Genomic DNA, 14,639 nt, shown 5'->3' with positions numbered 1-14,639 from the left:
AGCAATCAACGAACGTGGAGGCCTGAGATGACGGACCACACCAAGCCGAAACCTCGCGACGAAACCTCGACCGAACTCGCCCCTGGAGCCCGGAATTACCGCAGCGGGGTCGGCCTTGCGGTGGCTCTCATCGCTTACATTGGCGCGGTCGTGACCGCCAACGTTGTGACTGCGCGAATGGGTCTGGTACCTGTCGGATTCGGCCTCCTCGTTCCCGCGGGCACCTACGCGGCCGGAGCGGCCCTCCTCGCGCGAGATTTCGTGCACCGGCACGGCGGACGCCGCTGGGCCCTCGGTGCGATCGGCGTCGCGGCCATCCTGTCGTGGTTCATGTCTACACCCGAGATCGCAATCGCTTCTGTGGCAGCGTTCCTCATCGCCGAACTCGTCGACCTCGTGATCTTTTCTGCCGTGCGGCGCCGTGGTTTCATCCGCGCGGCGCTTACATCGAACCTCGTTTCTGCCCCCCTCGACACGATCGTCTTTCTCGTTCTTGCCGGCTTCCCGCTGACGGTGGACACGGTGCTGGGACAGATGGTGGGAAAGCTCTTGTGGGCGACTGCTCTGCCCCTCGCTGTCTATGCCCTTGTGCGCTGGATCCGTGAACGCCGCCAAGCAGTCTGAGAGGCGAACTAGCTGTGATGTCCAGGGAGGTTGTCCCGAACCCGTGATGACGACACGGAGTCGGGTTACCGGATGACGAAGGCCTCCGGTTGTGAAGTGGAGCTGTCGAGGAACCGCTTCGCACCAACCGGAGGCCTTCGTGTCCCACGCTAACGCCCTGCTCACCCCGAGAACACGACTGCGCCTGGCGCAACTGATCGTGGAGTCCGGCTGGACGTACTCAGCTGCGGCGAAGATGTTCATGGTCTCCCCGCGCACCGCGAGGAAGTGGGCCGACCGGTACCGGGCCGAGGGCGTGGCCGGGATGGCCGATCGCAGCTCGCGCCCGCATCACAGTCCGTCCAAGACGCCGCAGCGTCTCGTCAAGCAGATCGTGCGGCTGCGCTGGAGGCGCCGCCTCGGCCCGGTCCAGATCGCCGGGATCCTCGGCATGCTGGCCTCCACGGTGCACGCGGTCCTGGTGCGCTGCCGGATCAACCGACTGTGGCGCCCCCTACCGGCCGCAGACGAACGGGAAGATCGAACGGCTCCACCGCACCCTTGGCGATGGCTGGGCCTACGCCCGCTTCTACGCCTCAGAAGCCGAGCGCCGCGCCGCCCTGCCCGGATGGCTGCACTTCTACAATCACCACAGGCTCCACAGCGCGATCGGCAACCATCCGCCGGTCAGCCGGCTGACCAACCTCCCTGGACATCACAACTAGCTCCCCTGCCGCACCTCACGCGCTCCGGATTCTTCTAGGGATTGCAGGGTCTCGCTACTGCGGAGCGCACTGCCGTGCACGCACCGCGGCGCTACCCGTTTGATGATCTCAGGGCACGAACTGCCGAGCAGCTCCTCATTTCGGGGCGCGCACGTAATCGTGGGATTCTGCAATTTGCACTTGTTCTAGAGTGCAGGCCTCGGCAAGCGGCACGATGAACTCTGCTCCGACACCTGCAAGTTGGGCACATTTCACCCGACCATCTGGATCCAGGCTTGGAGCAGCCCAGGCAAGAGAGTCGGCGCTCTAGCACCTTCCGGAAAACCGGACGCGCGGGACCGTAAGGACAGGCACCCGCTGCCCCGAGGCGGATCGGATTAGGTTCACCCACTCGAGTTCAGCGCACGTTGGTCCGAACTCCCCTAGCGTTGTTACATGACGTTCGGGCATCTCTTCGTGGTCAACGGCCGGCTCGACTCGCTGAGCGCAGACGCCGTCGTCATTCCCACGGACGCGTGGTTCGCCGTCGGGAACTGGTGGCGCGACACCCTCGGCCTCGGTCCAGGCAACACCTGGGACGAGCTACGACCCGAGGGCTGGGCCCGCGGCGCTGCATTGCCCGCACGTCAGAAGCCGTCAGACGACTCCGTGCCCGAGGTGTGGTTCCTCGATGTCGTCGCGGGCTCGCCGTCCGAGGTGGGCCAAGCGGCACTCCGCGTCGTCGAGGCGATCGTCGAGCACTCGGGCGAGAGCCTGATCCGGTCCGCGTACTCGGCCGGTCGCGACCTGCCCCTCATCGCCATGCCCGTCGTCGGGACTGGCGCTGGGGGCCTCGGCCGGCGACGAGGACAGGTCATCGCCGCGCTGGTCTCCACCTTGCGCGACGCCGCAGACCGGCTCGGCGTCGATGTCGCCCTCGTCGCCTCAGAGCGTTCCGATTACGCGGCGCTACAACACCGGCGTCGAGACACCGGGGCCCCTGTGACCCTGATCGACGCCACGGTCGCCGAAGAGCTCGGGCAACGCGTCCGTCGGGGCGAGGTGGCGTTGTTCTTCGGTGCCGGTGTGAGCATCGCGGCGGGCCTCCCGTCGTGGAACGGGCTCCTGACCGAGCTCGTCCACCGGCTGGGCCTCGACGAGATTAAGGACAAGATCGAGAAGCTCGGCCCCCTCGAGCAGGCCGAGCTCGTCCAGGTGACTCTCGCGGCGGCCCGCGGGGCCGAATCAGCTGGCTCGCAGGCAGAGCTCGGCCGGCTGGTGGCCGATGTCGTACAGGACCACGCGGCACGGCCGAGCCTCGCCCACGCCCTGCTCGCGAGTCTCCAGGTGCGGGAAGCCGTGACCAGCAACTACGACCGGCTGTACGAACGCGCCGTCGCAGCGGCCCACGGGACCGGGACCGAAGACGACTCCGCCGTCGATGTTCTTCCGTGGGCCAGGACGTCGAGCGAGCGACCCTGGCTGTTGAAGATGCACGGCGACGTCGAGCACCCGGAGTCGATCGTCCTGTCGCGCAGCTCGTTCGTGCACTACGACAGTCGCTGGAAGCCGGTCGGCTCGCTCGTGCAATCACTCATGCTCACCAAGCACCTTCTCGTGGTCGGGGCGTCGATGACGGACGACAACCTGATCCGGTTCGCCTATGAGGTGGCGGGCCTCCGGGAGACGATCGAGACGACCGGTCACGGGCGGCCCGAGATCGGTACGGTGATCAGTCTCGCCATGGACGATGCGTTCAGTCGGCTGTGGGAGGGGCGGTTCAAGGTCGTCGCTCCCCAGCTGGGTGTTGGCGTCGATGGTCCGGAACCCGTACCGCGCGCCGAAGGACCGGCGAAGGCGCGCGAGCAGCGAGAAGCACTCGAACGGCGACGAGCCGCCCGCGCGCTCGCTGTCTTCCTGGACGTGATGGCGATGCACGCTGTCCGCGAGTCGCCCTACCTCCTGGACCATCGCTACGCCGACGGGCGGGACGACGAGACGGCGCGACTCGTCGACGACGTCAATGCGGTCGCCAGTCGTGCGAGGACACAGGTCTCTGACGACGCCTGGCGCCTGCTCGTGCAGGCTCTTGAAGCGTTCGGTGCTCGACACAGCGGCCCGTCCACACCCCGAGCGGCGTGCCCGCCTCCGTCAGGTACAGCGTGAACGCCGACATCTGCGGCTCGTTCCCGTCACCGTCACCGTCACCGTCACGACCGAAGCAGGTAGGCACACCCCCGCCCGGCCGAGGTCACCCGCAGCGAAATCGTCACACCTGACAGGTGTACGGCGGACACCACGAACGGTCCAGACGGGAGAGTCGCCGCCAATCTGTGCCGATCGGCCGCCTACGTCAGCCGGCGTACGCCGTCGCGGTGGCCCACCTTGTGCGGGGCTTCCACGGCATCTCGAGAAGAGAAGCAAACGCACCCCTCGCGCTGTCTTCCATGACCGTCCCGTCGGGCATCACGACTCGGTACGAGCGCACCTTGCGACCGGTTCCGACCTCGACCCGACCGGCCACTGCGGCATCGATGATCGTGAGGAACACGTTCACGCTCGACGGCGTCCGAGGGAGCTGCCACCCCGGGCATCTGTCGAGCCCCACGATGACGCCGTCCGCATCGTGCATCAGCCAGACTTCCACCGAGCCGTCCGTCTCAGATCGCACGGAGAAGCCTTCGACGTCGCCGTCGACGGTGGGGCCTGTGATCTCGGCCCTGGCGCCCAGGTCGCTGCGCAGTGCGGACACCAGTCGGTGCAGTTCAGTCGTCACCCGATCGTTGGGTACTTCGCCACCCCGCGCTCTTCATGGACGGAACGATGCCGCACCTGCGCCTGTTCGTGACCGCTCGATCTGGACTCGGCCCGCCTCGGGTGCCAGACGTGTAAACGCGGAGTCCTTCCTCGTAGGTCATCCGTCGAGGGATCGGCGGTCACGGCCGCTGGCGGAAGCTGATGCGCATCAGCCGACTGTCAGCCCAGTCGTCGAGCCGAATCGGCCGGATGGTGCCGGGGTCGTGGGGCTGGTTGAGGTCCGCGACGATCGCCGTCAGCACGGCCTGTCGCTCAGCGGGGTCGGTGACAGGCGTGGCCCGGGCGGGCAGGTCTGCGCGGATCCCGTTCTTGAGGTGGACGGTGAAGTGGGGATCGGCGAGAAGGTTCGCATGCCAGCCGGTCGCGGCACCGCCGGCGCCGCTGCACAGGTAGGTCGCGCCCGCAGCTCGGTAGAAGAAGATCTCGATGCGGCGCGGCCGGCCGGTGCGGCGCCCCCGCGTCGTGATGTCGATGATCCGCCCCCTGGTGCCCGCGGCGGGGGTGATCGCGATGGCACGCCGGACGTGGTCGGGCCGGTGGGACAGAGACGCGTCCCGTGCGGAGTCGTCCGACCCGATCGTGTCGGCGGAGCTCATGCGGCCTCGGCCTGGAGGGCCGGGCCGAGGAGGAGCCCGCCGTCGATGACGTACTCCGACCCCGTGACGAACGACGCGTCCGAGGACGCGAGGAACAGGAGGAGCCGGGTGACGTCGGCCGGCTCGCCGAGCCGGGGGACGGCGAACGGCTCGGGTGAGTAGAAGTCGGCGATCGCCGCGGTGGCGCCGGCTGCTGGTTCGTGGATGAAGGGGGTCGCGACCACGCCGGGGTGGATGGTGTTCACCCGGATGTTGTCGCGGCCGAGCTCGAGCGCTGCCGTGCGGGTGAGCCCTCGCACGGCCCACTTGCTGGCGACGTACGGCGCATAGTGCGCTGTGCCGCCGAGGGCCATGGTCGAGGCGATGTTGACGATGGCGCCACCTCCCGCGCGGCGCAGTGCGGGAGCAGCGACCTTGATCCCGAGGAAGGTCCCCGTGAGGTTGACGTCGAGGATGCGCGACCACGTGGCCTGGTCCGTGTCCTCGATCGTCGCCGGCGGGTTCTGCACGCCCGCGTTGTTGACGAGCACGTTCAGGGCGCCGAAGGCGCTCTCGGCGGCGTGCACGGCGGCGGACCACGAGCGCTCGTCCCTGACGTCGAGGCGCGCGAAGCGAGCGCGGGTCCCGAGCTCGTCGACCAGCGCGGCACCACGGTCGGCGTCGAGGCCGCCGATCACCACGTTCGCCCCCTCCGCGTGGAAGGCGCGCACGTGGCTCGAGCCCTGGCCGCCGGTCCCGCCGGTCACGAGCACGGTCTGGTTGTCGAAGCGAGGCATCAGATGGTCCTTCGGCACGGGGGTGGTCGACCGGGATCACCTGCGGTGAACCGCGGCCAGTGGTGAGTCGGTCGACTCGCCATCACGTCGACGCTAGGTCGGTTGCAGTGGTGAGTCAAGCCACTCACCTCGTAGGCTCGTGCCCCATGAGCCAGGTCGTGACGACGTATCACCAGCGCGTCGCCCAGGAGAAGCGCGCGCTGATCGTGACGGCCGCGACCGCGCTGTTCCTCGAGCTGGGCTACGACCGGACGTCGCTGGCGCGGATCGCCGAGCGTTCAGGCGTCTCGCGCGCCACCCTGTTCAAGCAGTTCCCGACCAAGGCCGCCCTGTTCGACGCCATCGTCACCGAGTCCTGGTCGACCGCCGACGAGGAGGATCCTCCGCCGGCAGGCAACCTCGTCGACGGGCTCACCGTCATCGGTCGCCGTTACGCCGAGCTGCTGAGCCGCCCGCAGATGAGCGACCTCTTCCGGATCGTCATCGCCGAGCTGCCGCGGTTCCCGGAGCTGGCCCAGGCGCAGTTCTCGCACGGGAAGATGCCCTACTTCGAGTCCGTGCGCAGATACCTCCTGGCCGAGCACGAGGCGGGAACGGTGCGGGTCGAGGACGTGGACCTCGCGGCCACCCAGTTCCTGGGCATGATCTCCAACTACGTCTTCTGGCCGGCACTCCTGGTGCCGGGCTGGGAGGTGAGCGCCGAACGCGTCGCCCAGGTGGTCGACGAGGCCGTCCGCACCACCGCCGCCCGGTACGCCGTCGCCGGACCAGGGGCGTCCGCCAACGGCTGAGTCCCGCCGTCGAGACCCCGCAGCCCACCACTGCGAGCGCTTGAGCCGGCCGACATGAATGGCGGATCGCGCGGGCCCGGTGCCCGCGCGATCCGCCTTCGCCGTGACCGGCTCACGCACGCTGCGTGCAGCGGCCGAAGAACCTGAGGGACTACGCCCCCGTCACCTCGCGCAGCACGCGCACGTCCCAGTCGCCGAGGGTCAGGTCGGTGCCGGCGGCGAGCACGGGCCGCTTGCCGCCGGCGCCGCGCTCGGCGAGGAGGTCCTCGACGTCGACGGGCAGGGTGACGGTCGCCGTCCCCCACGCCCAGTGGTGCACGAACCGCACGGGTCCGTGCGCGCCCTCGCGGTCGAGGCCGCCCGTGACGGTCACGGACTCGGGCCGGTCGGTCGCGGCGACCCAGGCGTCGGCGGCCCCCGCCGGCACGACCCAGCGCACGAGCGCCTCGCCCAGGGCGGGGTCCGGGTGCGTGCCCACCACGGTGATCCGCCCGTCGCCGTGCGCGTGGGTCGTCGCGGCAGGCCAGCGGCCGAAGTGCGGGTGCTCGTAGGACGCCAGCACCTCGGTGCCGTCGTCGACCACAAGACCGTCGATCCACCGGGTGGCGGTGGCGCCGTCGGGCAGGTCGAGGACGCTGCTGCGCACGGGCAGCGCATCGACGGTGGAGTACTCGTCGTAGGACACGCCCGCCGCGGCGGCGAGCCGTGCGGGCTGGCGGTCCTCGCGAGCGCGTGCCTCGGTGTCCGCGTACCCGGTGCGGATGCCGAGCACCAGGTGCCCGCCGGCGGCGGCGTAGTCCCGCAGCCAGTCGAGCTGCTCGTCGGAGGCCACGTAGAACCCGGGCACGACCAGCGCGGGCAGCTCCGCGACGACGTCGGCGGGCGTCCGCGCGAACAGGTGCCGCGGGTGGATGACCCGCGCCTGCCGCCTCGCGTCGAACGCCGCGCGGTACCAGGCGTCGACGATGCGCTCGTAGGAGCCGCGGTCGGGCTGTGTGCCGCCGAACGGCGGCTGGAACGCGAGCGCCCACTTGGAGTCGTTGGCGTAGAGGATGCCGAGGTCGGCCTCGGGGGTCAGCCCCACGACGTCGTCCCCCGCCTGCTGCAGGTCCTCGCCGAGCTCGGCGATCTGGTGGTACACACGGCCGGGCTTATTGCTGTGCGGCAGCACCCCGCCCCAGTAGGTCTCCGTGCCGTACGGGAGCGTGTGCCAGTGCCAGTACTCGATGGCGCACGCGCCGCGGGAGACCAGGGCCCAGGCGGCCTGGCGCCACTGGCCGTCGTAGGCGGTCTCGTGGAGGCTCGACCCCCAGATCGACGACGCGTCCGTCTCGGTGACGAGGAACGGCGCCTGCCGCGACGACCACATCCGGTCGGCCGACCGGTACACCGACCACGCGCCGGTGGTGAACCACTCCTGGTCGGTGCGCGCGTGCGCCTGGTCGGGCAGCGCGAGGTGGTGCTGCATCCGGTAGTACGGGTTGCCCGCGGTCACGTCGAGCCCGTCGGCCAGCGCGTCGTCCTCGAGCGCCGGCCGGGCGTACGCCATGCAGGTCGTGACGAACTGGCCGGGGCGCGCGTACTCGCGCACGACGTCGGCCTGCCACGCGATGAGCTCCGTCGTGAGGCGGGCCTGGAACCGGCGCCAGGCGAGGTCGTACTGCGGCTGGGCGTTGTTGTCGGGCGTCCACAGGTCGGCCCAGGTGGACAGGCGGTGCGACCAGTAGGTCAGGCCCCACTCCTCGTTGAGCCGCTCGACGGTGCCGTACTCGCGGCGCAGCTCGTCGACGAACCGCTGGAAGACGCCGTGGTTGTGGAACAGCTCGTTGCCGGGCTCGTTGTCCACCTGGTAGCCGATCACCGCGGGGTGGTCGGCGTACCGCTCGACGACGCGGCGCACCACGCGCTCCGCGTGGAAGCGGAACGCCGGGTGCGTGAAGTCGGCCTCCTGCCGCGCGCCCCAGCCGATCCGGTCGCCGGTGGACCGCTCCCCCGCGATCTCCGGGTACTTCCGCGCCAGCCACATCGGCACGGCGTACGTGGGGGTGCCGAGGATGACGGAGATGCCGCGCTCGTGCGCGCCGTCGAGCACCGGCTGCAGCCAGTCGACGTCGAACCGGCCGTCCTCGGGCTCCCACGTCGACCAGACGGACTCCCCCACGCGGATCACGGAGAAGCCGGCCTCGACCATGAGGTCGAGGTCCTCCTCCAGCCGCGGGGTGCGCTGGTACTCGAGGTAGTAGGCGGCGCCGAAGAGGACCTTCGCAGGCAGGTAGTCAGTCATGGTGTCCTTCGGGTCGGATGTGCGGGTGGAACAGCGGGAGCGGGGGCGTCAGCCCTTGACCGCCCCGGCGGACAGGCCCTCCAGGAGCTGCTTGCGCAGCAGGAGGAAGACGATGATCATCGGCACCGACGCGAGCACGGCGCCGGGCAGCACGAGGTCGATCGCGCGGTTCTCGGACGAGAACAGGATGTTCAGCCCGAGCGGCAGCGTGTAGTGGTTCACGTCGGAGACGATGACCAGCGGCCACAGAAAGCTGTTGTACGACTGCAGGAAGCTCCAGACGGCGAGCGCCCCGAGCGACGGGCGAAGCAGCGGCAGCACCACGCTGAGGAAGGTGCGGAACTCCGAGCAGCCGTCGATCCGCGCGGCCTCGAGGATCTCGTCGGGCACGGACTGCACGATGTACTGCTGCATCATGAAGATGCCGAAGGCGGGCGCCACCCAGGGCACGACCAGCGCGAACCACGGCGTGCCGAGCCCGGTCTTGACGAGCAGCACGAACAGCGGCACGAGGATGACGGCGAACGGCACGGCGAGCGAGCTGAACATCACCGAGAACAGCACCCGCTTGCCGCGGAACCGGTACTTGGCGAAGCCGAACCCGGCCAGGGCGCACACGAAGACGGAGACGACGGTGGCCACGGTGGCGACGCCCACGCTCATGGCGAACCAACTCCAGAACGGCTGGCTGCTCAGCAGGTTCGTGTAGTTCTCGAGCGTCACGGACGACGGGATTAGCCGCAGCGGCTCGCCGAAGATGTCGGCCCGCGGCTTGAAGGAGCCCGACAGCGCGAACAGCAGCGGCAGCACGAACACCGCGAGCAGCACGACGAGGACGCCGTACAGCGCGACGCGGCCCGGGGTGAGGCGGCTGGTGCCGCGCGGCCGGCGCCGACGGGCCGACGACGGCGCTCCGGCGGGCGTCGCCGGGCGGGCAGGGCTGGTGACGGTGGCGGCGGTCATGCGGCCCTCCCGATCTGCAGCGCCCGGTTGAGCAGCTGGCTGACGGCGAACACGAGGACGAAGAGCAGGACGCCGGCGGCCGCGGCGTACCCGAACTGCTGGCGCTCGAAGGCGGCGCGGTAGACGAACATCGCGAGCGAGAGGGTCGACTCGCCCGGGCCGCCCCCGGTGAGCAGGTACGGCTCGTCGAAGAGCTGGGCCGCGCTGATGAACGACGTGACGACGACGAACGCGGTGACCGGCTTGATCGCCGGGAGCGTGACGGTGGTGAAGCTGCGCACCGGCCCCGCGCCGTCGAGCTCGGCCGCCTCGTAGAGCTCGCGCGGCACGGCCTGCAGCCCAGCGAGGAAGAAGATGGTGAGGTAGCCGACCCAGCGCCACAGGAGCACGAAGCTCACCGACGCCCTGGCCCAGCTCGGGTCGGTGAGCCAGTCCACGCCGGGCAGGCCGAAGGCCGCGTGCAGGAAGCTGTTGAGCAGGCCGTACTCGGTGTCGAGCAGCATCGAGAAGATCAGCGCGACGACGATGGGCGAGACGACCATCGGCACGAAGTAGGTGACCCGGAACAGGTCGCGTGCCCGCAGCCCCCGGGCGTTGAGCGCCTGGGCGATGAGCAGCGAGCACGGGACCACGAGGACGACTGCGACCAGCACGTAGAGGCCCGAGTTGCCGGCCGCGGTCCAGAAGCTGGAGTCGCCGAGCAGGTTCCCGTAGTTGGCCAGCCCCACGAACTCCGGCGTCCCGAGCCCGACCCAGGAGGTCAGGCTGAGGAACAGCGCGGCGACGATCGGCACGATCATGAACAGCACGTACAGCAGGTAGAAGGGCGCGATGAACAGGTACGGCGCGCGCTGGGTCGCCGCGGACGGCAGGGTGCGTCGCGCGGCGGCGCCGGGCGGCGTCGTCGTGCCGCGGACGACGGCGGTCGGTGCTGCTGAAGCGAGAGACGACATCGATGTCCCCTATCGGTCGGCCTGGCTGCGGAACGTCTCGGCCGCCTCCGTCAGCGCCTGCGCCGGCGTGCTGCGGCCGCGGTAGGCGTCGACGAGAGCTCCGGCGAGGACGGTGTTGAGGATCTGGATGTCCGGGCTGAGGTAGACGGCGGGCGCCTCGTCGACGAGGTCGGCGAAGACCTCGAAGGCCCGTTGCCCGCCCAGGTACTCGTCCTCGAGCGTGAGGAGGCGCTGGTCCTGGTACGCCGACCGGCGGGTGGGTAGGTAGCCGAGGTCGGTGAAGCGGCGGACCTGCTGGTCGGGGTCGAGGTAGGCGGAGGCGACGAAGTCCGCGGACGCGGCGGTGTGCGGCGACCCGGTGACCGCGGCGAAGCCGGTGCCGCCGCCCACGCTGGTGCGCCCGCCGCCGCCCTCGAAGGGCGGCAGCGCGCCGATGCGCCAGGCGCCCGCCTGCTCGGGGACGTTGGGCTTCAGGCCGTAGGACTCGTACCAGCTGGGCATCGAGAGCCCGATGATCTTGCCCTGCTTGAGGGCCGCCTGCATGGCCGGCCCGTAGACGTCCGAGACGGTCGACAGGAAGCCCGACTGCACGCCGTCGACGAGGAACCTCAGCACCTCCTCCGCCTCCGGGGTCTCGATGCTCAGCTCGCCGTCGGCGTCGAACAGCCCGCCGCCGCGCTGGAGCAGCGGGATCCAGAACTGCTGCACGACCTGGCCGAGGTCGGTCCCGGTCACGACCGTGCCGAGCGACCGCCCCGTCTGGTCGTGGACCTTCGCGCCGATCCGCGCGAGCTCCTCCCACGACTCGACCTCCGTGGGGATGCCGAGCTCGGTGAACAGGTCGTCGCGGCGGTAGTACACGGCCATCGGCACGTCGGAGTCGAGGGCGTACAGGTGACCGTCGCGCGAGAACGGGGCGAGGCGCGCCTCGATGAGGTCGTCGCGCACGTCGGCGACGGCGTCGTCCAGCGGCTCCAGGAGCTCGGGCGCGAGGTCGCCGCGCAGCAGGCGGGCGAAGTTGCCGATCTCGAGGCCCGCGACGTCGGGCATCCCGCGGCCGGCGACCGCCTGCGCGATGAGCTTGGTGACGAGGTCGTCCGCCGCGATCTGCAGCGACCTGAGCGCGTACCGGTACGAGGTCGCGCGGTCCGCGAGCCCGACCGCGCCGGAGAAGAAGTCGATGTAGCCCTGGTCGTGGGTCCAGAACAAGAGGTCGACGTCCCCGGACCTGACCGAGGGAGCGGCGACGGAGCTCGTCGCGCAACCGCCCAGGGCCGGGCCGAGGGCGGCCGCGGAGCCGAGGACGAGCGCGCTGCGGAGCAGATCGCGCCGGGAGATCGTCATGTGGAGTCCTCCTCGTTGAGGCTGCCGTGCGATGGGGGTACCGCTGGGTGGTGCTCAGGTCGTGGGGTCGCCCTCCCCTCCCCGGCCGCCGGGCGCGGCGGCACGGGCCGGGTGCGGCGGGGCCGTCGACTCGCGCACCACGAGCTGGAGCGGGACGGCGGTCTGCCGCTCGGGCACGGCGCGGCCCTCGATCGTGGCGAACAGCAGGGCCATGCCCTGGCTCGTGATCTGCGCGAAGTCCTGCCGCACGGTGGTGAGCGGCACGTGCTGGTACGCGGCGGTGGCGACGTCGTCGAAGCCGACCACGCTCACGTCGCGCGGCACGGTGAGGCCGGCCGTCTCGAGCGCACGGACGACGCCGACGGCCATCTCGTCGTTGGCGACGAAGACGGCGGTCAGGTCCGGCACGTCCGCCAGGACGCGGCCGGCCTCGAAGCCGGAGGCGGGGCTCCAGTCGCCGCGCAGCACGTCGGGGAGCGGTCGGCCGGCGGCGCAGAGGGCGTCGGCCCAGCCGAGCCGCCGGTCGCGGGTGGTGCCCCACCCCTCCGGCCCCGCCACGTGCCAGACCGTCTCGTGGCCCAGCTCGAGCAGGTGCTCCACCGCGGCCCGCGCCCCCGAGCGGACGTCCGCCCCGACGAGGAGCCACTCGTCGGGCTCGTCGGGGCGGTGCTCGAGGGCGAGCACGGGGACGCCCGCCGGGGCGTGGCCGAGCGGGCGGAGGCTGTCGGCCGGCTCGGACACGACGATGCCGTCGACGCCGCGTCCCGCGAGCTCGTCCAGCGCCGCGCCCACCTCGGCCGGGTCGCCCGAGCGGGTGTGCACGACGACGACCGTGTACCCGGCCTCACGGGCCGCCTGCTCCACGCCCACGGCCATCTGGCTCGGCCCGTACAGCGCGCTGCCGGTGGACACGAAGCCGATGACGCGGGACCGGGCGGTGACCAGGGCGCGCGCCGCGCTGTTGGGGCGGAAGCCCAGCTCGTCGATCGCGGCCAGCACGCGCTCGCGAACCGCCGACGAGACGTTGGGCTCGCCGTTCACCACGCGCGACACGGTCTTCTGCGAGACCCCCGCATGCTGCGCGACGTCGACCATCGCCGGCGGGCGGTGCGCGCCTCGTCGTGCTCTCTCGGACATTCCTGGCTCCTTCGCCGGACGGCCTGACTACGTAGTCAACTCGCGGTCGGGAAGGAGCCTCGCACCGACTGACTACGTAGTCAAGAGGTCGAGCCACACCTTGGCCGCCATCGAGCGAGGACCGGGCCGCGGTTCGCCGCAGGACCCCGCGCCGGCCGCTAGGGTATTTCGCATGCGAAGTGACAACCCGGCGACGGTGGACTCCGACGAGCTGCGGATCCAGATCCCGGCGGGCGGATGGGTCGTCGGCACGGTGCGGAAGCCCGCTGACGAGTCGCCGCGCGGCGTCGTCGTGATCCACCCCGCGACGGCGGTGCCCGAGCGTCTGTACACGGGGTTCGCAGAGTTCCTCGCCGCCCACGGGTACGTGGCCGTGACGTACGACTACCGCGGCACCGGCCGGTCCGGCAGCCCACGCGAGCACCGCGGGCCGCGCATGCGGGACTGGATGGCAGACGACGTCCCTGCGGTCGCCGCGTGGGCTCGCCCGCGGTTCGGCGACGTGCCGCAGCTCGCCGTCGGGCACAGCATCGGCGGGCACGCGCTGGCGCTGGGCCACGGGTCGCGAGGCCTCGCCGGGTTCGTGACGATCGCGTCGCACGCCGGCGTGACGGCCACGATCCCCGCCCGCCGCGAGCGAGCGCGTGTCGCGCTGATCCTGCGGGCGCTCGGCCCCGCAGCGGCCCGGGTGCTGGGCTACGTGCCCGGCCGCCGCATGGGCCTCGGCGAGGACATGCCCGCCGCCGCGATGCTCGAGTGGAGCCGGTGGTCGCGGCTTCCCGGGTACTTCTTCGACGACCCGAGCATGAACGCCGCCGCGGACGCCGCGCGCGTCACCGGCGACGTGCTCGCCGTCGGCTTCACCGACGACCCGTGGGCCACGCCCGCGCAGATCGAGGCGATCACCGACCACCTGACCGCCGCCCGGGTCGAGCGCCGCACGTGGAGCCCGGCCGACGGCGGGGTGTCGACCATCGGCCACATGGGGTTCTTCCGCCGTGGTCTCCGCGACACGCTCTGGCCCCAGCTCCTCGACTGGCTCGACGCACGAGCCGAGAGCGCCCCCGCGCAGCAGGACGGGAACGTCAGCCTCCGCGCCAGGAAGCCGCGCCGATGACACGCCGTCCGCCGCGGCTCGTCTTCCTCACCACCGCGGCGGAGCGCCAGATGCGGCGATGGATCACGCGGCGCGACGGCGGGCAGACCGGCGGCGCCGGGAACGGTCACGGCATCGGCGCCCCCGCCGCCGGGGTGCTGCTCCACCTCGCCGACCACCCGGGCGCGACGATCGGCGAGGTGACGGCCGCGCTGGCGGCCTCCCCCGCCGGCGTGAGCGGACTGCTCGCGCGCATGGAGCGCGCAGACCTCGTGCGCCGTCGCGCCGACCCCGACGACCGGCGCACCGTGCGCCTGGACCTCACGGCCGTCGGCACCGCCGCGCTGGACGACGTCCGCGCCGCGCTGGCCGAGCTGAACGACCGCCTCACCGAAGGCTTCACCCACGACGAGCTCGCCACCGTGAGCCGCTGGCTCGAGCACGTGACACGTACCCTTCCCTAGCCGCTTGAGATATCTTCGGGATCGGTCGGACGGAGGCGGAGACCACACGGGTCCGCCAGATCCACAGAGACCTTCTCAGCACAGACGCGACCTGTAATCGAGCGATACGGT

At 71.0% G+C, this 14,639-nt stretch carries 13 protein-coding genes and 1 pseudogene; 6 read left to right on the top strand and 8 right to left on the bottom strand.

The features are described from left to right. Window positions 1-27: 27 nt before the first annotated feature. The 3 genes and pseudogenes from B5Y66_RS11500 to B5Y66_RS11490 all read left to right on the top strand — a co-directional run bounded on the left by B5Y66_RS11500 (window position 28) and on the right by B5Y66_RS11490 (window position 3,473). Window positions 28-624, top strand: a complete 597-nt coding sequence (locus B5Y66_RS11500) for a VUT family protein (protein WP_079574646.1) — start codon at window positions 28-30, stop codon at window positions 622-624. Between the two features lie 139 nt (window positions 625-763). Continuing rightward, window positions 764-1,328, top strand: a pseudogene (locus tag B5Y66_RS11495) (integrase core domain-containing protein). A 435-nt stretch (window positions 1,329-1,763) separates the two neighbouring features. Continuing rightward, complete coding sequence (locus B5Y66_RS11490) at window positions 1,764-3,473, top strand: SIR2 family protein (protein WP_079574645.1); 1,710 nt, start codon at window positions 1,764-1,766, stop codon at window positions 3,471-3,473. A gap of 187 nt (window positions 3,474-3,660) precedes the next feature. Here B5Y66_RS11490 and B5Y66_RS11485 read toward each other — a convergent pair whose 3' ends face one another. The 3 genes from B5Y66_RS11485 to B5Y66_RS11475 form a co-directional block, all read right to left on the bottom strand. Continuing rightward, entirely contained in the window at window positions 3,661-4,083 is a 423-nt protein-coding gene (locus B5Y66_RS11485) for a hypothetical protein (protein WP_079574644.1), read from the bottom strand. A 160-nt stretch (window positions 4,084-4,243) separates the two neighbouring features. Continuing rightward, window positions 4,244-4,720, bottom strand: a complete 477-nt coding sequence (locus B5Y66_RS11480) for a nitroreductase/quinone reductase family protein (RefSeq protein ID WP_079574643.1) — start codon at window positions 4,718-4,720, stop codon at window positions 4,244-4,246. After that, window positions 4,717-5,496: a glucose 1-dehydrogenase gene (locus B5Y66_RS11475; RefSeq protein ID WP_079574642.1), complete on the bottom strand. Its 780-nt coding sequence runs from the start codon at window positions 5,494-5,496 to the stop codon at window positions 4,717-4,719. Before B5Y66_RS11475 ends, B5Y66_RS11480 begins: the two co-directional genes overlap by 4 nt. A gap of 146 nt (window positions 5,497-5,642) precedes the next feature. Between B5Y66_RS11475 and B5Y66_RS11470 the strand changes: the two genes are divergently transcribed. Then, window positions 5,643-6,287, top strand: coding sequence for a TetR/AcrR family transcriptional regulator (locus B5Y66_RS11470; RefSeq protein ID WP_079574641.1), 645 nt, complete (start codon window positions 5,643-5,645; stop codon window positions 6,285-6,287). 151 nt (window positions 6,288-6,438) lie between these two features. Here the strand turns inward: B5Y66_RS11470 and B5Y66_RS11465 are convergent, their stop codons facing one another. Genes B5Y66_RS11465 through B5Y66_RS11445 form a run of 5 tightly spaced genes read right to left on the bottom strand, consistent with a single transcriptional unit; the run spans window position 6,439 to window position 12,968 of the window. Beyond that, window positions 6,439-8,571, bottom strand: a complete 2,133-nt coding sequence (locus B5Y66_RS11465) for a beta-galactosidase (RefSeq protein WP_079574640.1) — start codon at window positions 8,569-8,571, stop codon at window positions 6,439-6,441. A gap of 48 nt (window positions 8,572-8,619) precedes the next feature. Then, the gene (locus tag B5Y66_RS11460; protein WP_079574639.1) at window positions 8,620-9,534 is read right to left on the bottom strand and encodes a carbohydrate ABC transporter permease; all 915 of its coding nucleotides are present in this window, start codon (window positions 9,532-9,534) and stop codon (window positions 8,620-8,622) included. Continuing rightward, a complete protein-coding gene (locus B5Y66_RS11455; RefSeq protein ID WP_079574638.1) occupies window positions 9,531-10,487 on the bottom strand; it encodes a carbohydrate ABC transporter permease in 957 nt (318 codons plus the stop codon). Before B5Y66_RS11455 ends, B5Y66_RS11460 begins: the two co-directional genes overlap by 4 nt. 9 nt (window positions 10,488-10,496) lie before the next feature. Next, window positions 10,497-11,831, bottom strand: a complete 1,335-nt coding sequence (locus B5Y66_RS11450) for an ABC transporter substrate-binding protein (RefSeq protein WP_079574637.1) — start codon at window positions 11,829-11,831, stop codon at window positions 10,497-10,499. Window positions 11,832-11,885: 54 nt separating this feature from the next. Next, window positions 11,886-12,968 (bottom strand): LacI family DNA-binding transcriptional regulator, encoded by a 1,083-nt coding sequence (locus tag B5Y66_RS11445; protein WP_139820852.1) that lies wholly within the window; start codon window positions 12,966-12,968, stop codon window positions 11,886-11,888. A gap of 172 nt (window positions 12,969-13,140) precedes the next feature. On the opposite strand from B5Y66_RS11445, the gene B5Y66_RS11440 reads away from it, so the two are divergent. Both B5Y66_RS11440 and B5Y66_RS11435 read left to right on the top strand, forming a co-directional pair. Then, the gene (locus B5Y66_RS11440; RefSeq protein ID WP_079574635.1) at window positions 13,141-14,085 is read left to right on the top strand and encodes an alpha/beta hydrolase family protein; all 945 of its coding nucleotides are present in this window, start codon (window positions 13,141-13,143) and stop codon (window positions 14,083-14,085) included. After that, window positions 14,082-14,528, top strand: a complete 447-nt coding sequence (locus B5Y66_RS11435; protein ID WP_079574634.1) for a MarR family winged helix-turn-helix transcriptional regulator — start codon at window positions 14,082-14,084, stop codon at window positions 14,526-14,528. The genes B5Y66_RS11440 and B5Y66_RS11435 overlap by 4 nt, the downstream gene beginning before the upstream one ends. Window positions 14,529-14,639 lie beyond the last annotated feature (111 nt).

Source organism: Krasilnikoviella flava, assembly GCF_900167525.1.
Lineage (GTDB): Bacteria > Actinomycetota > Actinomycetes > Actinomycetales > Cellulomonadaceae > Isoptericola > Isoptericola flavus.
The sequence above is the reverse complement of the archived record's forward strand: the minus strand, read 5'-3'. Positions and strand labels throughout refer to the sequence as shown.